We start from the raw sequence: 22,259 nt of genomic DNA, 5'->3' as shown, positions 1-22,259 counted from the left end.
AGGACACAAAAATATTTTAAATATTAAAAGGAGAAAACAAACAAGTAAAGAATATTTAAACTATTCATAATTTTGTAAAAAATATTTTGCTAATCGAAATAAAGGGGGTTGGAAGATTGGGGATTTTAGAGATAAAAGATGCTACTTTAAGGTTTGGGGGTGTAGTAGCTCTCGACCATGTCTCATATGAAGTGCAGGAAGGAGAGATTTTTTCGCTTATTGGGCCAAATGGCGCAGGGAAGACAAGTATGCTGAATTGCATTAGCGGACTATACAAGCCTTCATCTGGATCCATCCATTTCAAAGGGGAAGATATTACCCGGTATAAACCTCACAAAAGAGCCAGTATGGGTATTGCCCGGGCATTCCAGAACATCGAACTTTTTCCGCATTTATCTGTTTTGGACAATCTGATGCTTGGCAGGCATGTCAGAATGAAAACCGGACTTCTTGCAGGAGGATTTTATTGGGGAAAGGCGCAAAGAGAGGAAATTGAACATCGGAAAAAAGTTGAGCAGGTAATCGATTTTCTTGAAATTGAGGATATCCGCAATACTCCCGTAGGAACTCTTTCGTATGGATTGCAGAAAAGGGTCGAAACCGGCAGGGCTCTAGCACTGGAACCTGACATCCTTCTTCTGGATGAGCCGATGGCAGGCATGAATAGTGAGGAAAAAGAGGACATGGCCAGATACATTATTGATATTCACGAAGAAATGAACACAACCATTATATTAATTGAACACGATATGGGGGTTGTAATGGACTTATCCGATCACATTGCAGTTCTTGATTTCGGGAAGCTGATTGGCCATGGGACGCCCGAAGAGATTCAGAATAATCCTAGAGTCATAGAAGCTTATCTGGGAGAAGAGAATGCCGTATAAAAGATAATTCGGCTATAAAGTTAGTTTTATTTTTTTAGGAGGGGGGAGCGATTCTATGAGCATGACATTTCCGCAGTTGCTGATTGAAAGGGCTTACAGGAATGGGTCACAAGTTGCTTTAAGAGAAAAGGAATTTGGAATTTGGAATGAAATCACTTATGAAGCGTTCTTGGACAATGTAAAGAACTTCAGCTTGGGTTTGGCATCGCTGGGTCTGAAAAGAGAAGATAAGCTTGCTATTATTGGCGATAACAGGCCCGAATGGGTAATCAGTGAGCTTGCTGCGCAAAGCTTGGGCGGCATTTCAGTAGGAATTTATCAGGAATCCCTGTCTGCTGAACTAAGTTATATTATCGATAATTGTGACGCAACCATAATTGTTGCGGAGGACCAGGAGCAAGTCGATAAACTGCTGGAAATTAAAGAATCCATTCCGAAAGTCAGAACAATTATTTATTATGATTCACGCGGCATGAGGGGTTACCGGGAGGACTTTCTGCTGGAATTTAACGAAGTTCTGGAAATGGGACGAAGTTTTCACTCAGGGCAGCCTGGCTTATTCTCAGAGGAAGTTGATAAGGGGTCTGCAGATGACGTGGCGATTTTATCCTATACTTCAGGAACGACAGGCAATCCGAAAGGAACGATGCTTACTTACCGAAATCTGATTGATATGGCTAAAAATCTGTCAGACATTGATCCGCTGACAGATAAGGATGAATATGTTTCATTCCTTCCGCTTGCCTGGATTGGGGAACAGATGATGACCCTTGCCATGGGCTTATATAATGGAATGACGATAAATTTCCCTGAAGAGCCGGCAACCGTTTTGGAAGACCTGCGTGAAATTGGACCACAGGTTATGTTTTCGCCGCCAAGAATCTATGAAGATATGGTATCGCGTTTTCAGGTCAGAATTCAGGACAGCGGCTGGCTGAAACGAAAGATTTATAACTGGTGCAAGCCAATCGGCGAGAAGGTAGCAAAGGCCCATTTTGAAAATAAACCAGTCAGTACGGGTACGAAGGTTCTTTATAAAATGGCCGATTACCTGATGTTCAGTGCCATCCGCGATCACTTTGGGCTCTTGAAGATTAAGCGTGCCTATACGGGCGGTGCCCCTTTAGGCCCAGATGTATTTGAGTTTTTCCACAGCATAGGAGTCAATGTGAAAAGCATTTATGGGCAGACAGAAGTTTCCGGCATATCTATTGTGCACAGGGATGGCGACATTAAGCTCGATAGTGTTGGAATTCCAATTCCTGGAACAGAAGTGAAAATTTCTGATGAAGGAGAAATTCTGATCAAAAGCTCAAGCGTCTGCAAGGGGTATTACAAAAACGAGAAAAGTACAATCGAAACCATTCAGGATGGCTGGCTCCATACAGGGGATGCAGGGAGACTGGATGAAGATGGGCATTTGTATATAATTGACCGGATTAAAGATGTCATCCGTCTTGATACAGGTGAGATGTTCTCTCCGCAATTTATCGAAAACAAGCTCAAATTCAGTTCGTTCATACAGGAAGCGGTAGCAATCGGGAAGGATCGCCCATATGTGGTTGCCATGATCAATATTGATATGAAAAATGTAGGGCGCTGGGCTGAGAAAAATCAAATCAGCTATACCACTTATACCGATTTATCTTCCAAGCCGCAAGTGCTGGAGTTGATCGAAAAACAGGTGCAGGAAATCAATCAGACTTTGCCTGAAAAAGCCCGGGTGAAAAAATTCGTTCTTCTTTATAAAGAACTGGATGCAGATGATGAAGAGCTTACAAGAACAAAGAAAGTCCGCAGGCAGTTTGTTGCTAAAAAATATCAGGCCTTAATCGATGGACTTTATACAGAAGACAAAAAAATACGTGTCAATGGCACGATCAAGTATCGTGATGGCATGGAACAAACCATCCAGACAACGCTTCAGGTGATTTTTATGGATGAAGGAGAGGGGGCAGCTTAATGACATTTTTCTTGCAAATGCTCGTAACAGGCATCGTGGTAGGAAGCGTATATGCTCTTGTCGCACTGGGATTTGTGCTCATTTATAAATCCAGTGATGCTATCAACTTTGCACAGGGTGAGTTCCTTCTAATTGGAACATATGTCTGTTTAACGCTTATCACAGCCTACAACATTCCGTTTATAGCAGCCCTGTTAATTGCACTGATGTTCAGTGCTGTTTTAGGATTTGTCATTGAACGGATCGTTCTAAGACCGTTTATTGGAGAGCCCGTCATATCCATGATTATGGCGACGATCGGATTATCGAGCGTTCTTGCCGGGATTGTCCATATTATTTGGGGCCATGAAACACGTGTATTTCCAAAGATTTTCTCTGAACAGCCTGTTAACCTTGGTGAAATCGTCATTGCACCGGTCTATTTATGGTCACTGTTAATCGTTGTAATGATGCTTGTCATTTTCACCCTCTTTTTCAAATATTCCAAGCTCGGAATTGCGATGAGAGCAACCGCAGATGATCAGCAGGCGGCAATGTCAATGGGAATCAGCGTAAAAATGATTTTCGCAGTTGCCTGGGCGATTGCAGCCATTGTTTCAGCGGTTGGGGGAATCCTTCTCGGAAACATCAACGGTGTGAATGCATCCCTTTCAGCGATCGGCTTAAAGGTGCTTCCGGTTGCCATTCTTGGAGGACTCGACAGTATTCCCGGTGCCATCATCGGCGGGCTGATCATCGGTATTCTTGAGAGCCTGACCGGCGGGTATCTGGATCCTTTGGTTGGCGGGGGTCTGAAAGAGGTTATGCCGTTTGTCATCCTCGTATTTATCCTAATGTTCAAGCCATATGGCTTGTTCGGAAAAAAAGAAATCGAGAGGGTGTAACCGATGAGAAATCCTTTTGTAATGGATTGTGGAGAGTTCCATGTGAATTATAAACAAGATATGGCGATCTGGAAGATCACCAGAGTAAGGATGCGGGTGTTCATTCTTCTGGCTGTATTTGCAGTCTTCCCAATGTTTGCATCCGATTATATCATTGGACTGGCTACACTTTGCGGAATTGCCGCTATTGGTGCGATCGGTCTGAACATCCTGACTGGCTTTACTGGACAGATTTCCATAGGGGTAGGCGCGTTTCTCGGGGTAGGCGGATATACATCGGCTATTCTGACCGCAAAGCTTGGATTGAGCTTCTGGATTGCCATGCCGACAGCCGGTATAGTAACGGCGATAGTCGGCGGACTATTCGGACTGCCATCCTTAAGGCTAAAAGGATTATATTTGGCGATTGCCACCCTTGCAGCACAGGTAATCATTTTATTTGTTATTTCCCGCTGGGATGCGCTGACTGGCGGAACAGCCGGAATGGTCCTATCCAGGCCTGAACTTGGCAGTTTTGTCTTTTACAGTGAACGGAGCTATTACTACCTTATGTTTGTTGTGCTGGTTATTACGGCCCTCTTCACCCTGAACCTTTTCAGGTCGCGGGTCGGCAGGGCATTCATAGCAGTCCGTGACCGTGATGTGGCAGCAGAGGTTATGGGGATCGATTTGTTTAAATATAAAGTATTGGCATTTATTGTAAGTTCCTTCTTTGTTGGCATTGCCGGTGCTTTACTGGGCCATTATACAATGGTTGTCAGTCCTGAGCTTTACAGCATTACAGTGTCGATCGAATACTTAGCAATCATACTGGTCGGTGGTCTGGGAAGCGTATTCGGGTCTATTTATGGAGCTGTATTTATTACGTTGCTTCCAGTTGTACTAAGATCAGGGGTTGAAATGATGAGCGGGGTATTCCCTGACTTATCAGCTGTCTTAATCGGGATGAAAGAGGTAGTATTCGGCCTTGTGATTATCTTATTCCTGATCTATGAACCGCAGGGTCTAGCGAAAATATGGAAAAACATCAAAGACTATTTTAAGCTCTGGCCATTTTCCTATTAATTCCCGGGTAATAATATCTGAAAATTTTGAAAGTAAATCTTTCAAATTTTTATAGAAAGGCTGTTTTCGCAAAGTTTGTTGCTATTTGTATTATGTTTACTGAGTTGATTGTAGCGGAAGGTGCGAGACTCCTACGGGAGTAGCGGGACAGGTGAGACCCCGCAGACGCATAGCGTCGAGGAGGCTCACCGCCCGCCCCGTGGAAAGCGAGCATCCTGGAGCGGAAATCAACGGACAACATTGATAAGCGAAAAACAAATTAATACGAAAAGAGCCAATAAAAAAGAGGAAAAATGAGGGGGAACATTATGAAGAAGGTTTGGAAGGGTTTATTGGCAGCAACATTAATGGCTGGAATGCTGGCAGGCTGTTCTGGAGGCAGCGAGGAAGCATCAGGTGACAAGAAAGGCACTGTCAAAATCGGCGGTATCTTTGACCTTACGGGCGGTACCGGTGATGTTGGAACACCATATGCAGAAGGTGAAAAAGCATTTTTTGAATCCATTGCAGGAGAGGAGATCAACGGCTATAAGCTCGAATTAATCGGTGATGACTATGCTTATAAAATCCCGGAAGCCCAAAAGCTTTATCAGAAATTAAAATCAAAAGATAAAGTATCGGCCATTTTGGGATGGGGAACAGGGGACACTGAAGCTCTTCGCCAGCAGGTGGCAGCCGACAAGCTTCCATTCATCTCGGCTTCATACTCAGAGAACCTGAAAAATATTGACGAAAGCCCATATAACTTCCTGGCTGCGGCTTCTTACTCCGACCAGGCAAGATCCGTACTGAAATGGATAAAAGACAATCACACTGGCGGCACACCGACAGTAGCATTAATTTACAATGATACGGCCTTTGGAAAATCGCCAATTGAAGATGCCAAAAAATTTGCCAAGGAAAATGGCATTGAAATTGTTGATGAGCAAATAGTTGACCTGAAAACACTTGATGCAACCTCACAATTGCTGAACATGGAAAAGAAAAATCCCGATTATGCGATTATTAACCAAACTTGGGGGGCAACCGCAACGATTCTAAAAGATGCTAAAAAACTTGGCCTTGATACACAATTCATCGGTTTAAACTGGGCTGCAGGCGAAGGCTTGCTTCCAATTGCGGGCGATGCGGCTGAAGGATTTATCGGGGTTGTCACACATGCATTCCCTTATGAAGATCTTCCTGGAATGGAAGAAATCAAGAAGTTCGTAGAAAGCAAGGGTGAAAAGCTGGAAGACAAGAACCAGAAATTTATCCAGGGATGGGTTTCCGCCAAAATTATGGTTGAAGGCCTAAAACTTGCTGAAGACCCGACTTCAGGCGAAGGGATCCGATCTGGCCTTGAGAAAATCTCAAATCTTGATCTTGGCGGTCTAGCTGCCCCAGTTACATTTTCACCTGACAATCATGCTGGTACAAACCAAATTCGATTGGCAGAAGTCAAAAACGGCCAGTTTGAAGTGTTCACTGATTATATCGGCTACTAACATGATGGGGGCGAGGTTTTATACCCGCCTCCTGTTTACTTTTAAGGTCTGGACCTTGTGAACTTTGCAAATAAACTCGGAAATTTGGCAAACAAACTTGAAACTTTGCAAACAAACCTTCGGAATCAGCAAACAAATCTTTGATTATGCAAATAAACGAAGAAAACCAGCAAATAACAAATAATTCAGAACTTGACCTGGGAACGAAAAATAGAGAAATAGCCGGGAGGACAGATGCATGCTGACAATAAACAATGTCGAAGTGATGTACGATAAGGTCATCCTTGTATTAAAAGGGATGTCGATGGTGGTGCCAAAAGGAAAAATTGTTGCTTTGCTCGGCAGCAATGGCGCCGGGAAAACAACCACTCTTAAGGCGATTTCCGGCCTGTTGAAAAGCGAAAACGGTGAAGTGACGGATGGATTTATTGAGCTTTATGGCGAGCGCATTGATGTAAACGATGCTGAAACCATCGTAAAGAAAGGCATTTTTCAGTGCATGGAAGGAAGACGCGTGTTCAAGCACCTTTCCGTAGAAGATAACCTAATCGCAGGTGCACATACCAGGAAAGACAGGAAGAATATTAAAAGTGATATCCAAAAAGTCTATCATTACTTTCCAAAGCTTGAAATGCTGAAGCACAGGCAGGCCGGATATCTGTCAGGCGGAGAACAGCAGATGCTTGCCATTGGAAGAGGAATCATGGCAAAGCCAAAGGTGCTGCTTCTCGATGAACCTTCATTAGGACTGGCTCCTCTTTTAGTCAAAGAAATCTTCGGGATTATTAAAAAAATCAATGAAGAAGAGGGAACCACTATACTGGTAGTAGAGCAAAATGCCAATGTAGCCTTATCGATTGCCGATTATGGATACATCATGGAAAACGGCCGAATTGTGATGGATGGAACGGTGGACCGGCTTCTTTCCAATCAGGATGTGCGTGAATTTTATCTTGGAATGGGAGATAAGGGCCGGAAAAGCTATAAAGATATTAAATCTTATAAAAGAAGAAAGAGGTGGCTATAGTGGAAAAGCTGAAGGAAGTAATTTACCATGCATATAAAAATGCCAGCGGATTTAAAAATCGCCTTGAGGATGCCGGTATTTCTCCAGGTGACATACAAACTTTAAAAGACCTGGAGAAAATCCCAGTGCTTAAAAAAGATCGATTGCCGGAATTGCAATCTGCAGATCAGCCTTTTGGAGGCTTTGCAGCTGTAAAGCCTAATGAGATGGAACGAATTTTTATGTCGCCAGGCCCGATTTACGATCCGCAAGCGACAGGCAAAGATTTCTGGCGATTCTCAGAAGCTCTCAAAAAGGCAGGCTTTGGTGAAGGGGATATCGTACAAAATACATTTTCCTATCATCTCTCACCGGCAGGCTTTATGTTTGACTCCGCACTTCGTGAATTAGGAGCAACTGTCATCCCTGCCGGAACCGGGAATCGGGAGCTGCAGATTCAGATTATGAAGGATGTCAAGGTAAACGGGTACGTGGGAACCCCGAGCTTCTTTAACCTATTGCTTGATTCCCTTGAAGAAAAGGGATGGAAGGTGGGAAAAGACGTTGTCATCAATAAAGCTTTCTTTACTGCTGAAATGCTGACGGACCAAATGCGGAAAAAGTGTGAAGACAATGGGATTTCCGTATATGAAGGATATGGGACTGCAGATTGCGGATGTCTTGCTTATGAGGACAAATCAGGGCCTGGACTGAGAATCACAGATTCTGCCATTGTTCAAATCTGTGACCCGCAGACTGGATCGGAAGTTACAGATGGAGAAGGAGAAGTGGTTGTCACTTTATTTGATAAAAGCTACCCGCTTATCCGCTTTGGCACAGGCGACCTTTCCCGCTGGGTTAAAGGGTATGAGGGGAAAAGGATTGCAGGAGTGCTGGCTCGTGTCAGTGATGGGGTAAAGGTTAAAGGAATGTTTGTAAGAGAAAAACAGCTGGCGCAGGTATTGAATGAAGCAGGGCATCAGGTATTCCAGGCTATGGTAACAAATGAGCAGGGGCAGGACCAGTTGAAGATTTTTATAGAATCAGAAGAAGAATTAAACCCTGAGCTTGCTTCAAAAATCCAGAATGTGATCAGGGTTAAGCCGATTCTTGAATTAACAGCGTCAGGCTCTATTAAAAAGGATGATAAGAAGCTGTTGGATAAGCGGAATTACGAATTAAAGAGGGTGTAGTCAAGGGAGGCTGATTGAATCGGCCTTCTTTTTTTGTGGATTTGAAATGGATTTTACTTCCTAAATCGGAGTCAATCAGCGACAGCCCAAAATCCCAGGCAAACATCCTCAATTAAATCACTGATTTTCTGGAAGTTTCTTTTCTCAAGAGGCTGCATGGCTATATCATAGAGGGATGGGAATAAGCTGCTCAATTATTTCACTCATTTCTTAATAGCTGTCTTTTCTATTCCGCTCTTTTCCCAAAATGAAACAAGCCGGCACCTCTATCGGAGGCGCCGGCTTTCAATCAAGGCATGCTGTCGAACATCTCGTTCAGCTTTTCATAAGTGTCCGGATATTTTGCCTCATATTGAAGGTAAGATGGGACCGGGTAGCGTACACCGCCTTTGTGGGTCTGCTTTAATCCATCTGCAAATTCATCCGCCATGGAAAAAGGAATGGTGAAAGCCATTTCGTGATCATGCGTCTGACCGAAAACCCGGTCCCCATAGCATGGCAGGATTACCTGTGGCTTACCGGTTTTTATTGTCTTAATAACAATATCGGCGCAATCTGCCCGGGCTGTAAATGTGGAAGTAATTTCGCCGCCCGTATGATAGAGTGCGCCAGCCACCATTCTCATGACTTGGGCTGAATTTCCATAAACTGTGATAACATCCGGTGCAAATGCTGCTCTCCCCAGAGGAGCCATTAAAATAGTTCCTGCTTCCTCTTTTGAAAATTTAGGAACTGCCGCTTCGGTTAAGGCACCAAGATCACAGGTTTTTGTATACATGCCATCTGTTAAGCTTCCTTTTGAGTAATAGTCCAGTTCCTCTTCAAATCCAAAAGCGATTTTGGCAATTGGACATGATAAGTCTTCTTTGCCCATGGCAATGGACCAGCCATATCTTCTTGACATCGTTACCCCCTGGCAGATACTGAATGTTTTGCCGAAGTCTTTTGCCGGACGTTTGACCCTGTCAGGCAATGCCTCCTCCTTTTTCATAACTCTAATGGCAAGCGGAAAGGTGTCGGGACGCACATATGTATGAATAGCAGTTTCCAGATCAGATAGCTTTTGTGCATGTATGGCCTGCATTAAAATCCCTCCTTTAGATATAATAAGTATTCTGTAGATTATATGGATTAACCTGCATAGTTAGGCTCTATTTTTGCGGCAGTTGACATGATTCTTATGAATGGGATACGGATGGTTGGTTTGTATCTTTCATTTTAAAAGATTTGGAAGGCAAAACTGAATTCACTCTTATACATGGCGGATGGAAACAGCCTGATGAATTGGTTGAGAAAGCTGGACAGGAGAGTGCAGTAATCCGTGAAAGAATGTCTCAGGGATGGACTGGTATTCTCGCGAAGCTTGGCAAGGCTGTTGAGGAATAATGGGTGCTTCTGCCAGGAAACATGATGTGTTTCAGGCAATCGCCGACCCTACGAGAAGAGAGGTTTTAAGGCTGCTGGCTGAAAAAGAACGCCCGATCTCAGAGATTAGCGCGCATTTCCCCATAAGCCGTACCGCCATATCAAAACATCTTCATATTCTCTCAGAAGCCCAATTAGTAAAAGGGGAAAAGGCGGGGAGAGAAAGAATTTACTATCTCCAGCCTCAGCCGCTGACTGAATTGAAGCAATGGCTGTCCTTTATGAGCAATTCTGGAACAATAAGCTGCAAAAACTTAAATATCTAGTTGAAGAAGATGAATGATTTTCTGAAAAAGGAGCTTCCCCAGCTCTTTTTTCTTTTGAACGAAAATGAGGTCTTTCTTATAAAAGATATAATATAATTATATTTGTGTTTACTGTTATGTGAAGGAGTTTCAAGGATGTATCAGACGTTTACTCTACAGGAGAAGATCAGGCAAATCACAATCATGTTAATTCCTATATTAATCACGCAGTTTGGCATGTTTGCGATGGTCTTTTTTAATACAATTATGTCAGGGAGATATAATGCTTCCGATCTTGCTGGCGTAGCGATTGGCTCCTCCATTTGGAATCCTGTTTTTACCGGGCTTAGCGGAATATTAATGGCTGTATCCCCAATTGCGGCTCAAGCGATTGGAGAAAAAAAGAACAAAGAAGTTTCATCTATTGTAAAGAATGGAATCTTATTGGGTTTTATCATTGCCTTGGCAGTCATTCTATTGGGTTCAGTTTTGCTTGAACCTCTGCTTAATAGCATGAATCTGCCTGATGATGTGGAAGCAACAGCCCGTGGCTATCTTGTAGGCCTCAGCTTTGGAATCATCCCTTTGTTCATATTTAATGTTTTAAGATCTTTCATATATGCACTCGGCAAAACAAGAGTTGTGATGGTGATTTTATTTTGTTCGCTTCCCATCAATTTCTTCCTGAATTATGTACTTATTTTTGGCTATTTGGGATTTCCTGAATTGGGAGGTGCAGGAGGAGGGTATGCAACTTCTTTTACTTATTGGTTCATCCTTGTCATGACTGCACTTATAATCAAAACGAAGGATCCTTTTTCAAGCTATGCCATTTTCAGCGGTCTTAAGGGATTTTCATGGGATAAATGCAAAGAAATCTTAAAGATAGGCGTACCCATGGGACTATCCATCTTTTTTGAAACGAGTATGTTTGCCGCGGTGACCATCTTAATCAGTAAGTTTAATGTAACAACTATTGCTGCCTATCAGTCTGCATTAAACATTGTTTCCTTCCTGTATATGATCCCAATCAGCATTTCCATGGCGCAGACCGTGTTAGTCGGATTTGAAGTGGGCGCAGGCAGGTATAAGGATGCAAAATCATACAGCTGGCTGGGCATCTATCTGTCTATTTTAATTGCGCTGTTCACAGGCCTCCTGGTTGTATTTTTCCGCTATGAGGTTGCAAGCTTTTACTCTACTGATCAAGCGGTAATTGCCCTGACTGCCCATTTCCTGATTTATGCGCTGTTTTTCCAGATTTCCGATGCCATCCAGGCTACTGCACAAGCGGCTTTAAGAGGATATAAAGATGTGAATATATCTTTTGTTATCACACTGGTTTCTTATTGGCTGATCTGTCTGCCTGCTGGTTATATTCTTGCACACTATACAGACCTGGGAGCAACTGGTTACTGGCTTGGCCTTACGTTTGGGCTTCTTGCTGCAGGTGTTTGTCTTTCGATGAGGCTCATCTTTATCCAGAAGAGAAAATTTACCAATGAAGAAATCAGGGTAGCAGGCTAAAAACCGTCTGTCCGCTTATTGCGGAATTGGCGGTTTTTTTATTATTGAGTTTTTTTGACATCTTCCTGACATATAGCACCGATATAGTAAAGTCGAGGTTAAGAATGCTTGGCCTTTAAAATGATCAGGATCATTCAGCAAATCGCCCAAGAGGTTAGGAAGAAAAAAGTGGCAGATCTCGCTAAGGACTTGGGTATTCCCGCCAATAATAAATCAACAGCAGACCTTATCAAGGAAATAGAAAAGAAGGACAGTGCTAAATTACAGGACGTTCTTGGAGAAACGTTTATGGGCATCAAAGGATTTGGCAAAAAGGGAATGAGAGGCAGTCATGGGCATGGAAAAGATGGAAGCATGAAGAAGCGGGCATCTAAAGAAAATCTAACTGATACAAGTACAGATTCAGTAAAAGGGCTCGGCTTGGGGCTTCCATTCAGCAAACTGCTGGCTGATGCTCTGAACGCAAATTTATTTTTAAAAGAAAGTTCGACAAAAGGCACTGCATTTACGATTAAGTGGGATAAAGAAGGGTAGGTATAAGCGGGGAGGACTTGCATGCCTATTCTTTTTTTTGGGGTGAATAAAAACTCTGCATGCGAAAAATTAGTTAGGTTTTGACTATTTCCGGCAATTCTCAGCAGTTATATTATATGGATATTTTTCATTTCTAATTAGGTTTTACCAGCAGCATAATCATTTTCGACTCCGAAATAACCTTGAGGTTAGAATAATAATGTTCTTTAAATAGATGAATTGACAACAAAAGAGAGGGAGGACATTCGATGGAGACTAACTCTTCCAAGTATGAAATAAATGTGAATGGATCTCTGTTTGATTGGGATCTGGCTGATGCAACGTTTAGATTTGAGAATGACGATGTGGTGGTATTTTGGGTAAACACAGCTTTCAAAACACTGCTGGACTCCATTGAAGAAATTTCTGGTGAAAAGTCGGCCAAGCTTGTCCTGGAAACAGCCGGGTACCGTACCGGGAAAATTGTCAGCAAATTTTATTTGGAATCGAATAAAGAAAAAGAAGACATCATCAATCATCTGCCCAATATTTATCTAACTGCCGGATGGGGAAAAACAGACATTGTTTCCTTCTGTCTTGAAGAAAAGAAAGCCATTGTACGTGTTAACAGCGGCTGGGAATATAAGATTAATATTGCTCAAAAGAAAAAAACAGAAGGCAGTTTTTTGCCTGGACATTGGGCAGGTGTGCTCAGCGGCCTGTTTGAAACAAATATATGGTATAAAGTAAGGCAAAGTCAGGTCCAGGGGGATCAGTATTCCGAATACGAATTTTTTGAATCCGAAATTACACCTTCCCAGAATATTAACGCAATGATAAAAGAGCGGACACAAAGCGCCCAGAAAGAGCTGGAAAAGGAAATAGCCGAGCAGACCAGAGTATTATCTGAAATCATTAAAGAGATTTCTTCTCCTATTATACCCGTAATCGACTCCATTTTGGTCATCCCTTTGGTTGGAAGATATGAAGAACTGCGGGCAGAGGAATTGCTGAACAGAACATTAATGAATCTTCCCCGATATAAAGCTGAATATTTAATACTGGACTTAACCGCATTAAAAGGTGTAAATCAATATACTCTGGATTTCCTGAAGAAATTTGTCAGAGCCGCTTCCTTATTAGGCAGCAACTGCATATTTGTCGGGATTTCACCTGATCTTAGTCTCCAAATAATAGAAAGCGGTAATAAAGAAACACAAATTCCATGTTTTTCTATTCTGCAGAAGGGAATCACCCACGCACTAGATCAATTGGGATTGGATATTTCTCCTAAAAAATAAAGAGTAAAAACCAGCATTAAGGGACAATGCTGGTTTTTTACTGCATATTAATGTAACTAGCCTTTGATAATATTACCTTCTGCAGGTATCGGATGATTTTTTAACATTCTGGCAAAATGGATTAAATTATATGCATTTATTTTGGCATGCTGTCTTGTAAAGTCATTCTCATAGCCATTTGCTTCAATGAAGGACGGTCCGGGGCCAGCCTCACCAACCCAATAGGTGTCAACATTTGGCGGTATGGTGAATCCCATATGGGAGAGTGAATATAGCACGGAACGGGAAATGTTTGTTCAACTTCCTTTCTATTATCCAATACTCTTAATTCCCTTTACTTTCGTTCAAAAACAATAAAATAAAGGAAATATGATGATTTTAGCGAATTACATAATTTGGTATGAGGTTGGAGGGGCTGATATGATCTATGAAATGACAGTTCAATTCCGGGTGCTGGATATGAAAAAGGGACTGTGGTGGTATGAAACATTGCTTAATAAAAAACCTGATTTTATTCCGCATGAAGGATTTGCAGAGTGGGAACTCATCACAGGTTGCAGGCTTCAGTTAGCTAAGGGATCCCCCAGTATAGGAAGCGGTCCAATTAGGCTTGGGGTGCCTGATCTTGAGCAGGAACGTGAAAGACTATTCACAGAATTAAAAATAACACCATTTGAAATCCATACGAGAGAAGAAGTCCCTGTTAAGTGGGCAACATTTGCTGATCCATGGGGAAATAGAATTGGTTATTTTGAATATATCGATAAGCATGAGAAAGAAATCCAAATAAAAAAAGTAAACAAAGAAGACTGGGGGAGATGACTGCTATGGATCATCGTTATACAGAAAGAGAAGGTTATTTTGGGAGCTTGACATAAAAAGGAGGATATAATGAAGATACGAAAAATTGACCATTCAGAGCCCCCTCCAATGAATCTGCTATTATTGGCTGATCCTTCAATTGAATTTATTGAGGATTATCTAAATCGAGGGGAAACCTATATTGCTGAAATTAACGGAGCAGCAGTCGGTGTTTATATCCTTCTTGCCACAAGGCCAGGAACCTGTGAGATTGTTAATATCGCCGTTAGTGAAAAATATCAGGGAGAGCGCATTGGCAGAAAGCTTCTTCAGCATGCAATAGAGCTTGCGTTTCAAGGTGGAAATAAGACCCTTGAAATTGGTACGGGGAATTCCAGTATTGGACAGCTGGCTCTTTATCAAAAATGCGGTTTTAGAATCACTGGGGTCGATAAAGATTTTTTTGCGAGGCATTACAAAGAAGATATCCTTGAAAATGGAATCCATTGCCGGGATATGATCAGGCTGTCTATGGATTTATAATGAAATTGCCCCAAATGAGTAGGAACAGCAGTGAAAAGGGCAGACTAAAAGCTGATTTCATGAATGTTATGCAGTAATATGTTACGTTAAAGTTAGAACAGCCAGAAAAGGAGTGTTTGGGTTTGCGTGAAAAGGAAGTTTTAAAGGACGAAATACTGAATGCCTATCAATTCAGGCATGCGACAAAGGAGTTTGATCCAAATAAAGAAATCCCCGAGGAAGATTTCCGGTTTATATTGGAGACAGGCCGTCTGTCACCAAGTTCATTTGGTTTTGAACCATGGCGTTTTGTGATTGTTCAGAACCAGGAGCTCCGTGAGAAAATTAAGAATGCCTCCTGGGGGGCATACGGGAAACTGCCTGAAGCAAGCCACTTTGTTTTAATCCTGGCAAGAACGAAAAAAGATACAAAGTACGATTCCCGCTATCTGCAGGATCATTTTAGAAATACCCTGGGAATGCCGGAAGAAATGATGGAAAAATATCTGCAGCGGATTGAGGAATTCCAGAAGTCCGATTTTGATCTGCTGGATGGAGATCGCCCTCTTTTTGATTGGGCCTGCAAGCAAAGCTACATTGCACTTGGGAATATGATGACCGCCGCTGCACAAATTGGTATAGATTCCTGTCCCATTGAGGGGTTTGACATTGAAAAAATGAATAAGCTCCTGAATGAGGAAGGCTTGCTTGAAGAAGGAAGCTTCGGACTTTCGGTAATGTGTGCCTTTGGATACAGAGTGAAAGACCCAAGACCGAAAGCACGCAGACCATTCGATGATATTGTAAAGTGGATTGATTAGGAAAAGAGCTTTGACTCTTTTCCTTTTTTATTGTTTTTGGCAGTTTGGCAAGGTTTGTTGCTTTTTGTATCTTATTTACTGAGTTGATTGTAGCGGAAAGCGAGCATCCTGGAGCGGAAATCAACGGATCATTGATAGGCGAAAACAAAAATTTATACGAAAAGTGCCTTGTTTTTAAAGGAGAATTCATTTCAAAGGGAGAACAATACATTATATTTGAATGAGGCTTGCTTAAATGAGGTGGAAATTATGAATCTAGTGATGAAAAGTGACTTAGCTGAGAGGCTGGACCAGGCAGAGACAGATGTGCTGTACTCCAGATTGACAGCTATTCAACATCGGTATGGAAACCCAATGGGTGTGGAGATTAAAAGAATTGGCCAGACAACCGCTTTTTTTGCCAGGAATATTCCGGGTCCATCCTTCAATCTCGTAAAGGGGTTTAAGGAAGCCGATGCCGAAGTACTGGATCAAATAGTTGAATTCTACCAGGGAAAAGGAATCCCAATTCGATTGGAGATCACACCGTCAAACGGATCATCAGATTTACTGAAGATGCTTCATCAAAAAGGATTTTATCAATGTAATTTCCATACCACTTTGTTTGCAGAGCCTTCAGATCTTAAGGATCTTCCCATTCATGCTGGTATTGATATACGCAGGATGCAAAGAAAGGAATTTGATCTTTTCGGCGAGGTGTATACAAAGGGATTTGGCATGCCAGGGTTTCTTAGCCAGGGGATAGCCGAAAATAATGAGGTGCTTTATGACAATAATGAAAAATGGGTCTTTTACCTCGCATTTGTAAACACCGAACCAGCTGGAATAGGTGTCATTTTCATGGAAAAAGGGGTGGCAAATCTTGCGGCTGCGGCTGTTGTGCCTTCTTTCAGAAACAGGGGAGTCCACAGCGCGCTTATTCAAGCCCGAATCTCCCAGGCGATTACAAATAATGCCGAGCTGGTGACAGGCCAGGCAAGGTTTGGTTCCGCAAGCCAGAATAATATGGAAAAAGCAGGTTTGAAAATTGGATATACAAAAGCAATTTGGATAAGGGAATAAAACCGCTTGAAGGCAGGAAGATGCAAAATGGAGCATAAAATACATATCCGGAAAACGGTTATTGCGGATATTCCCAGGCTTGCCCGTTTAATGGGAGACTTGGGTTAGTATGGATGATGAGGTGAAGACATAGGAAAACCAGGCTGTTTAAGCAGCCTGGTTTTTTTATAAAGAAGCTTTTACATCCATCTGTTTTGCTGAATCCTGCTGCTGCCTGTCAGTTTTGCTTAGAAGGATGCCCAGTGCAGTACCTGCTGCAGCTGGTACAACCCATTCCATTCCAACAGATGCGAAAGGCAATACTTCCCTAAGGGTTTGAAGGGCTCCGAGATCAAAGCCAAAGGTGCTTAAACCTCCCAGCGCTGCAAATACTCCTGTGAATAATAGCGCACTCCCGTAAACTTTTCGCGGGTTTCGGAAAAAGCCATTAAAGAAGCTCAGGGTAATCAGCACAATGGTTAAAGGATAAGCTGTTACCAGGAAAGGAACAGATACTTTGAGAATTTGATTTAACCCAAGATTTGATAAAGTGAAACCAACTAGGGTTACGGCAGTAATGACTAAATTATAGCTTACCTTTGGCAGCAGCTTTGAGAAATATTGTCCGCAGGCGGAAGTTAAGCCAACTACAGTCGTAAAACAGGCAAGGGTGAAAATTGCACCGATGAATGCCGTTCCAGCTTTTCCGAATAACAGGGTGGAGGCAGATGATAAAATCGCTGTCCCGTTTTCAAAAGTGCCATTAGCAGCTATTTTAACTCCCAATAAACCAAGGGAAATATAAACGGCTGCCAGAAGCCCGCCAGCGATTATGGCGGCTCTTAGTGTATAGCGGGATAATTGCTTTTCGTCATGTACACCTTTTTTCTGGATGGCAGTAAGAATTACGATTCCAAAGGCAAGAGCGGCAAGGGCGTCCATTGTGTTATAGCCTTCCAGGAAACCCTTAAAGAATGCACCGCTGTCATAACCGCCAGATGGAGCCAGCTGCTTTGTGTCGAAATTCATGATTGCAGCTGTACAAAGGATAACAACCGACAGCAGCAGAACGGGAGTAATCCAGCGTCCCATAAATCTTTCCATTTTGGCCGGATTTAAACTGACAACATATACAAGCAAGAAAAAGACTGCGGAATACGTAAACAAAACTAGTGATAGGTTCCATGAATCATTAATAAATGGCATGACACCCATCTCGAAAGCAACACCTGCATTTCTGGGAATAGCCAGGAAAGGACCAATGGATAGGTAGATGATAACCATAAATAAGGTGCCGAAAAGTGGATGAACCCTGCTGGCAATCGCATCAATTCCACCCTTTGCCAATGAGATGGCAAGCAGTACAATAAATGGCAAGCCTACAGCAGTCAGAATAAAACCTGCAATCGCAAGCCAAAAGGAGGTACCTGATAAAGCACCAAGGTAGGGAGGGAATATTAAATTACCTGCTCCAAAAAACATTGAGAATAACATGAGACCGATAAAAAAGCTGTCAAATTTCTTCATAAGCTGCTCAAACTCCTTTTTTTAAAAATAAAAAGACCCGTCCCCAGAAAGGGACGAGTCTATACTCGCGATACCACCCTAATTCCGCAGTTCAAAAAACTGCAGCACTCAGCTGCGTACAATCATACGCGTTCCATTGTAACGGCGGAAAACCCGTCAAAGCTTACTGTATTTCAGCTTTGCATCTCAGAGATGATCTTCGGATCAGGTACTGGACACCGGCTTTCACCATATGCCGGCTCTCTTTGGAACAGCATTCCTGTCTTACTCTTCTCGTCAGCGACTTATTATTTGAAAATAATTTATCAGATAAGTTTAGATAAGTCAATATTTTTTGTTAATTAAAATTACTTTTTGCGGTAAAAGCGTTAAAGCAACCGGAATTTTAGTGTATATTTTCTTTTATTACCAAGAAAAGTATATTCTTGTTTAACAGAGCAAGGAAAAGAGGTAAATAATAAATATACCAATGGAAGAGGTAGGATATCATTATCAAAAATGGAAAAAATACGTTTACAGATTGGAAAGACTAGGAGACAATCATGATTAGAATACAAGCTGTTAATAAGAAAAATGAACTGAAGAAGGATATTACTTTAGAGAGGCTGAAAGCTGAGTGGGAAAGTTATAAGTGGTTTTGGGTTGATTTTGATCAGCCAACCGAAGGGGAGACAGCTGAACTTGATAAAACTTTTCACTTTCATCCCCTGGCCATTGAGGATTGTGTTGTCAAACTCCAGCGCCCTAAAATGGACTATTATGAAGACTATAGCTTTTTTGTTACCCATAGCTTAAATCATATTAACGAAGATAAACAGGAAATTAACTTTTTTATTGGTCCCAATTACATAGTATCCTACCACCATGAGCTCTCCAGGGAAATGGATGATGTTTGGGAAAGGCTGAGCTTAAGTAAGAAGATTAGTAAATGGGACCCTTATCTGGTCATGTACCATATCATAGATAAAATAGTGGATAATTACTTTCCTATCGTTTATCAGCTGGAAGATCGTCTGAGTCTCATTGAAGATAACCCAAATGATGAAACGATGGAAGAATTATTGGAGAAATTATTTGATATACGCCATCATTTATTGCAGATTCGGTATACTGTGATTCCAATGAGGGATTTAATATACCGTGTCATTAATTCCCATAGGCTTAAAGGTGTAAAGGAAAGGTACGAATACTTTGCTGATATTCATGACCACTTATTGAAATTGACTGAAATGATTGACGGAAACAGGGAATTGACGACCGATATCCGTGACAGTTATTTATCGATCAATTCCCATCAGACAAACAGGGTGATGAGAGTCCTTACCGTGATAACCACCATTTTTATGCCCTTAACCTTCATAGCGGGCATTTATGGAATGAATTTTGAAAACATGCCGGAATTATCATGGAAATATGGATATTTTGAAACGCTGTTATTAATGTTTATTATTGCCTTAGGCATGTTTTGGTGGTTTAAGAAGAAGGGCTGGTTCAGATAAAACGGCTTTAAGGCAGAATGCATTTTATTGTGCATCTGCCTTTTTGTGTGAGCAGCTCGTATTTTTAACGCCGGGAAACCATGCGTGCGGAAGCTGTGCCTGAAAATTATTCCTTTATCATCTGATACAGTTTTAACATATCATTTCTGCCAAAGATTTTCGGCACAGGATACAAGGGATTGGCTTCCTTTAAGGCACGTTCTGCCATTACCGGAATGTCACTTTCTCTAATTCCGCTCACCTTTTGGGGAATCCCCATTTTTTGGTTAAGGGATTTTATGCTGCCTATAAAGCTCTTTGCATTTTCTTCAGCTGAAGCTCCCGGATCACCAATGTTTGCGGCCAATGCCAGTTCAGCTAGAGATCCCCAGACTGCCTCACCATAATGCTCCAGTACATATGGAAGAATGACGGCATTAGCCAGACCATGAGGAACCGAATAAAATCCTCCGAGCGTATGGGCGATAGCATGAACATTGCCTACATAGGACCTGGTGAAAGCCAGCCCGGCCAGATAAGCAGCTTTTTGCATATGGGCTCTTGCCTCCAGATTTTCGCCATTGATATAGGTTTCATAGAGATTGTCATAGATAAGCCGGACTGCATCAGTGCTGAATTTTCTCGTCTCTGCTGTATTGCTTCTTCCAATGTACGCTTCGATGGCATGGGTTAGTGCATCCATACCGGTTGCAGCTGTTATATGAGGAGGCAGTTTTATAGTAATCATGTGGTCTAAAACCGCATAATACGGGATTAGACACAGGTCAATAATGGCATATTTCTCATGTGATTGGCTGTCAGTAATGACCGCTGCAACAGTGGCTTCACTTCCAGTACCTGCTGTGGTTGGGACTGCAAAAAGGGGAGGGAGCTCTTTTCTAACCTTAAATTGGCCCTTTAATTGTGAAATGCTTTTCTCTGGCCTAACAGCTCTTGCACCAGCTCCTTTAGCGCAATCCATTGGCGAACCCCCGCCAAAGGCAAGAATACCTTGGCAATTATTCTTGATGTATACTTCCAGTGCTTCTTCAATATTGGTAATGGTCGGATTGGGAACGGTCTTATCATAAATATAAAATTCAATATTCCTTTTCTGTAAATTTAATAGCAAACCATCCATCAGCCCAAGAGCCGTGATGCCGCTGTCAGTTACAATCAAAATTCTGCTGATGTCATTCTGTTTAATAATATCAGGCAGTTTGTCCAGGCTATTGGCGCCTTCTATCAGCTCCGGTTCGCGCCAGGGCAGAAAAGGCGATACCAGCTTAAAGGTTTTCTGGTACATTCGGCAGTATGCATTGTACATTTCATTACCTCCGTGAATTTATCGGAAAATTCTAATATTATAATTCATATATACCTTTAGGTTTAAGAAGATGTCAATATGCTGTATCAAATAAACTTGGCACGATTATGTGGAGATTCAATTTCTTTTCCGCTCGATTTTTCCAATCCGAAAGATTGACACCAGCATAAATGTATTTTATAATTATCTTGAATTCGAGATAAATAAATTCGAGGTAATAATTTTCGGTAGTATCTTGAAATGAAAATATATGATTTAGATGAGTTTCATAGATTGAATTTTGGTTACATTAATGAGAAAGAGGTGTGAATAGTGGACAAAGCCACAAGTGGAATTCATCATATCAGTGCGATCGTCGGCCACCCTCAGGAGAATGTCGATTTTTATGCTGGTGTTTTAGGATTGAGGATGGTCAAGCAGACTGTGAATTTTGATGACCCCGGCACTTACCACCTTTATTTTGGAAATAATGAAGGGAAGCCGGGAACAATCATTACATTTTTTCCATGGGCAAAGGCCTCCCAGGGAGTCATAGGGGATGGTCAGGTTGGGGTAACCTCATATGCCATTCCAAAGGGTGCCCTTGGATTCTGGAAAGACAGATTTGAAAAATTTAAAATTTCTTACACAACGGAAAAAAGATTCAGTGAAGAATCAATAAGATTCCGGGATCCTCATGGTCTGGTATTGGAAATGGTGGAAAGAGATGAGGGTGAGACGAATACTTGGACATTTGGAGCCATTACTCCTGATGTTGCAGTAAAGGGCTTTGCAGGGGCGACTCTTTATTCATCCCAGCCAGACCAAACAGCATTACTGCTTGAAAGGGTAATGGGCCTTGAACGCATTGGGGAAGAAGGAGAAATGATCCGGTTCCAATCCTCAGCCCAAATCGGCAATGTCATAGACCTGAAAAAGATTCCCGGCAAGCGCGGACAAATGGGTGTCGGCACTGTCCATCATATCGCCTGGCGGGCAGAAGATGACCAGGATCAATTGGAGTGGCTGGAATATGTGAGGTCCAATGGCTATGGAGTAACGCCAGTCAGGGACCGGAATTATTTTAATGCCATTTATTTTCGGGAGCACGGGGAAATTCTTTTTGAAATTGCAACTGACCCGCCAGGATTTGCTCATGATGAATCACCCGGGAAAATGGGGGAGATGCTGATGCTTCCTGAACAATATGAGAATATGAGAAATGGCATCGAGCGAAAATTAATCCCTATTGAAGTCAGGGAACTGG

General features: G+C 42.1%; 20 protein-coding genes, 3 pseudogenes and 1 other annotated feature. Of the genes and pseudogenes, 18 read left to right on the top strand and 5 right to left on the bottom strand.

Features of this window, described 5'->3' with window-relative positions; translation table 11 throughout:
- The first annotated feature begins 116 nt into the window (after nt 1-116).
- The 7 genes from BFI01S_RS08425 to BFI01S_RS08395 all read left to right on the top strand — a co-directional run bounded on the left by BFI01S_RS08425 (nt 117) and on the right by BFI01S_RS08395 (nt 8,485).
- The gene (locus tag BFI01S_RS08425) at nt 117-887 is read left to right on the top strand and encodes an ABC transporter ATP-binding protein (protein ID WP_061792218.1); all 771 of its coding nucleotides are present in this window, start codon (nt 117-119) and stop codon (nt 885-887) included.
- Nucleotides 888-942: 55 nt separating this feature from the next.
- Nucleotides 943-2,850 (top strand): AMP-binding protein, encoded by a 1,908-nt coding sequence (locus tag BFI01S_RS08420; RefSeq protein WP_061792217.1) that lies wholly within the window; start codon nt 943-945, stop codon nt 2,848-2,850.
- The gene (locus BFI01S_RS08415) at nt 2,850-3,734 is read left to right on the top strand and encodes a branched-chain amino acid ABC transporter permease (protein WP_061792216.1); all 885 of its coding nucleotides are present in this window, start codon (nt 2,850-2,852) and stop codon (nt 3,732-3,734) included. The genes BFI01S_RS08420 and BFI01S_RS08415 overlap by 1 nt, the downstream gene beginning before the upstream one ends.
- A 3-nt stretch (nt 3,735-3,737) precedes the next feature.
- Nucleotides 3,738-4,799 (top strand): branched-chain amino acid ABC transporter permease, encoded by a 1,062-nt coding sequence (locus tag BFI01S_RS08410; RefSeq protein WP_061792215.1) that lies wholly within the window; start codon nt 3,738-3,740, stop codon nt 4,797-4,799.
- 308 nt (nt 4,800-5,107) lie between these two features.
- On the top strand, nt 5,108-6,286 hold the full coding sequence (locus BFI01S_RS08405) for an ABC transporter substrate-binding protein (RefSeq protein WP_061792214.1): 1,179 nt from the start codon (nt 5,108-5,110) through the stop codon (nt 6,284-6,286).
- A gap of 238 nt (nt 6,287-6,524) precedes the next feature.
- Nucleotides 6,525-7,313 (top strand): ABC transporter ATP-binding protein, encoded by a 789-nt coding sequence (locus BFI01S_RS08400; protein ID WP_061792213.1) that lies wholly within the window; start codon nt 6,525-6,527, stop codon nt 7,311-7,313.
- Nucleotides 7,313-8,485, top strand: a complete 1,173-nt coding sequence (locus BFI01S_RS08395) for a phenylacetate--CoA ligase family protein (protein WP_061792212.1) — start codon at nt 7,313-7,315, stop codon at nt 8,483-8,485. The genes BFI01S_RS08400 and BFI01S_RS08395 overlap by 1 nt, the downstream gene beginning before the upstream one ends.
- Before the next feature lie 71 nt (nt 8,486-8,556).
- Here the strand turns inward: BFI01S_RS08395 and BFI01S_RS24340 are convergent, their stop codons facing one another.
- Both BFI01S_RS24340 and BFI01S_RS08390 read right to left on the bottom strand, forming a co-directional pair.
- Complete coding sequence (locus BFI01S_RS24340) at nt 8,557-8,679, bottom strand: hypothetical protein (protein ID WP_268875319.1); 123 nt, start codon at nt 8,677-8,679, stop codon at nt 8,557-8,559.
- A gap of 95 nt (nt 8,680-8,774) precedes the next feature.
- A complete protein-coding gene (locus BFI01S_RS08390; RefSeq protein WP_061792211.1) occupies nt 8,775-9,569 on the bottom strand; it encodes a DUF169 domain-containing protein in 795 nt (264 codons plus the stop codon).
- Nucleotides 9,570-9,661: 92 nt separating this feature from the next.
- Here BFI01S_RS08390 and BFI01S_RS08385 point away from each other — a divergent pair.
- The 5 genes and pseudogenes from BFI01S_RS08385 to BFI01S_RS08365 form a co-directional block, all read left to right on the top strand.
- A pseudogene (locus BFI01S_RS08385) lies at nt 9,662-9,871 on the top strand (SRPBCC family protein); the annotation flags it as partial.
- Nucleotides 9,871-10,193: pseudogene (locus BFI01S_RS08380) on the top strand (ArsR/SmtB family transcription factor). The pseudogenes BFI01S_RS08385 and BFI01S_RS08380, both read left to right, overlap by 1 nt.
- A 118-nt stretch (nt 10,194-10,311) precedes the next feature.
- A complete protein-coding gene (locus BFI01S_RS08375; protein ID WP_061792210.1) occupies nt 10,312-11,682 on the top strand; it encodes an MATE family efflux transporter in 1,371 nt (456 codons plus the stop codon).
- A gap of 108 nt (nt 11,683-11,790) precedes the next feature.
- Nucleotides 11,791-12,216 carry an ATP-binding protein gene (locus BFI01S_RS23940; protein ID WP_061792209.1) on the top strand — a complete coding sequence of 142 codons (426 nt, stop codon included), beginning with the start codon at nt 11,791-11,793 and terminating at the stop codon, nt 12,214-12,216.
- Nucleotides 12,217-12,464: 248 nt separating this feature from the next.
- On the top strand, nt 12,465-13,496 hold the full coding sequence (locus BFI01S_RS08365; protein WP_061792208.1) for an STAS domain-containing protein: 1,032 nt from the start codon (nt 12,465-12,467) through the stop codon (nt 13,494-13,496).
- A gap of 56 nt (nt 13,497-13,552) precedes the next feature.
- On the opposite strand, the pseudogene BFI01S_RS08360 reads toward BFI01S_RS08365, so the two are convergent.
- Nucleotides 13,553-13,789: pseudogene (locus BFI01S_RS08360) on the bottom strand (flavodoxin family protein); the annotation flags it as partial.
- A 127-nt stretch (nt 13,790-13,916) separates the two neighbouring features.
- Here BFI01S_RS08360 and BFI01S_RS08355 point away from each other — a divergent pair.
- From BFI01S_RS08355 to BFI01S_RS08335, 4 genes are all read left to right on the top strand, one after another.
- Nucleotides 13,917-14,318 (top strand): VOC family protein, encoded by a 402-nt coding sequence (locus tag BFI01S_RS08355; protein WP_061792207.1) that lies wholly within the window; start codon nt 13,917-13,919, stop codon nt 14,316-14,318.
- Nucleotides 14,319-14,387: 69 nt separating this feature from the next.
- Nucleotides 14,388-14,840: a GNAT family N-acetyltransferase gene (locus tag BFI01S_RS08350; RefSeq protein WP_061792206.1), complete on the top strand. Its 453-nt coding sequence runs from the start codon at nt 14,388-14,390 to the stop codon at nt 14,838-14,840.
- A 122-nt stretch (nt 14,841-14,962) separates the two neighbouring features.
- Nucleotides 14,963-15,640, top strand: coding sequence for an NAD(P)H-dependent oxidoreductase (locus tag BFI01S_RS08345; RefSeq protein ID WP_061792205.1), 678 nt, complete (start codon nt 14,963-14,965; stop codon nt 15,638-15,640).
- Nucleotides 15,641-15,889: 249 nt separating this feature from the next.
- Nucleotides 15,890-16,702, top strand: a complete 813-nt coding sequence (locus BFI01S_RS08335) for a GNAT family N-acetyltransferase (RefSeq protein WP_061792245.1) — start codon at nt 15,890-15,892, stop codon at nt 16,700-16,702.
- A gap of 165 nt (nt 16,703-16,867) precedes the next feature.
- Here the strand turns inward: BFI01S_RS08335 and brnQ are convergent, their stop codons facing one another.
- On the bottom strand, nt 16,868-18,208 hold the full coding sequence (brnQ, locus tag BFI01S_RS08330; protein ID WP_061792203.1) for a branched-chain amino acid transport system II carrier protein: 1,341 nt from the start codon (nt 18,206-18,208) through the stop codon (nt 16,868-16,870).
- 46 nt (nt 18,209-18,254) lie between these two features.
- Nucleotides 18,255-18,497: a binding site (T-box leader), on the bottom strand.
- Nucleotides 18,498-18,750: 253 nt separating this feature from the next.
- Between brnQ and corA the strand changes: the two genes are divergently transcribed.
- Nucleotides 18,751-19,707, top strand: coding sequence for a magnesium/cobalt transporter CorA (corA, locus tag BFI01S_RS08325; RefSeq protein WP_061792202.1), 957 nt, complete (start codon nt 18,751-18,753; stop codon nt 19,705-19,707).
- A gap of 106 nt (nt 19,708-19,813) precedes the next feature.
- Here corA and BFI01S_RS08320 read toward each other — a convergent pair whose 3' ends face one another.
- Nucleotides 19,814-21,013 carry an iron-containing alcohol dehydrogenase gene (locus BFI01S_RS08320; RefSeq protein WP_061792201.1) on the bottom strand — a complete coding sequence of 400 codons (1,200 nt, stop codon included), beginning with the start codon at nt 21,011-21,013 and terminating at the stop codon, nt 19,814-19,816.
- 312 nt (nt 21,014-21,325) lie between these two features.
- Between BFI01S_RS08320 and BFI01S_RS08315 the strand changes: the two genes are divergently transcribed.
- A partial coding sequence (locus BFI01S_RS08315) for a ring-cleaving dioxygenase (protein ID WP_061792200.1) occupies nt 21,326-22,259 on the top strand: 934 nt, incomplete at its 3' end.

Origin of the sequence: Cytobacillus firmus NBRC 15306 (assembly GCF_001591465.1) — a bacterium.
GTDB lineage: Bacteria > Bacillota > Bacilli > Bacillales > Cytobacillaceae > Cytobacillus > Cytobacillus firmus.
The sequence above is the reverse complement of the archived record's forward strand: the minus strand, read 5'-3'. Positions and strand labels throughout refer to the sequence as shown.

Coding starts and splice junctions, on each gene's coding strand:
- BFI01S_RS08400 (WP_061792213.1), top strand. CDS start 6,525: ATGCTGACAATAAACAATGTCGAAGTGATGTACGATAAGGTCATCCTT.
- BFI01S_RS08415 (WP_061792216.1), top strand. CDS start 2,850: ATGACATTTTTCTTGCAAATGCTCGTAACAGGCATCGTGGTAGGAAGC.
- BFI01S_RS08410 (WP_061792215.1), top strand. CDS start 3,738: ATGAGAAATCCTTTTGTAATGGATTGTGGAGAGTTCCATGTGAATTAT.
- BFI01S_RS08365 (WP_061792208.1), top strand. CDS start 12,465: ATGGAGACTAACTCTTCCAAGTATGAAATAAATGTGAATGGATCTCTG.
- BFI01S_RS08335 (WP_061792245.1), top strand. CDS start 15,890: ATGAATCTAGTGATGAAAAGTGACTTAGCTGAGAGGCTGGACCAGGCA.
- BFI01S_RS08420 (WP_061792217.1), top strand. CDS start 943: ATGAGCATGACATTTCCGCAGTTGCTGATTGAAAGGGCTTACAGGAAT.
- BFI01S_RS08350 (WP_061792206.1), top strand. CDS start 14,388: ATGAAGATACGAAAAATTGACCATTCAGAGCCCCCTCCAATGAATCTG.
- BFI01S_RS08405 (WP_061792214.1), top strand. CDS start 5,108: ATGAAGAAGGTTTGGAAGGGTTTATTGGCAGCAACATTAATGGCTGGA.
- corA (WP_061792202.1), top strand. CDS start 18,751: ATGATTAGAATACAAGCTGTTAATAAGAAAAATGAACTGAAGAAGGAT.
- brnQ (WP_061792203.1), bottom strand. CDS start 18,208: ATGAAGAAATTTGACAGCTTTTTTATCGGTCTCATGTTATTCTCAATG.
- BFI01S_RS08320 (WP_061792201.1), bottom strand. CDS start 21,013: ATGTACAATGCATACTGCCGAATGTACCAGAAAACCTTTAAGCTGGTA.
- BFI01S_RS08375 (WP_061792210.1), top strand. CDS start 10,312: ATGTATCAGACGTTTACTCTACAGGAGAAGATCAGGCAAATCACAATC.
- BFI01S_RS08390 (WP_061792211.1), bottom strand. CDS start 9,569: ATGCAGGCCATACATGCACAAAAGCTATCTGATCTGGAAACTGCTATT.
- BFI01S_RS08355 (WP_061792207.1), top strand. CDS start 13,917: ATGATCTATGAAATGACAGTTCAATTCCGGGTGCTGGATATGAAAAAG.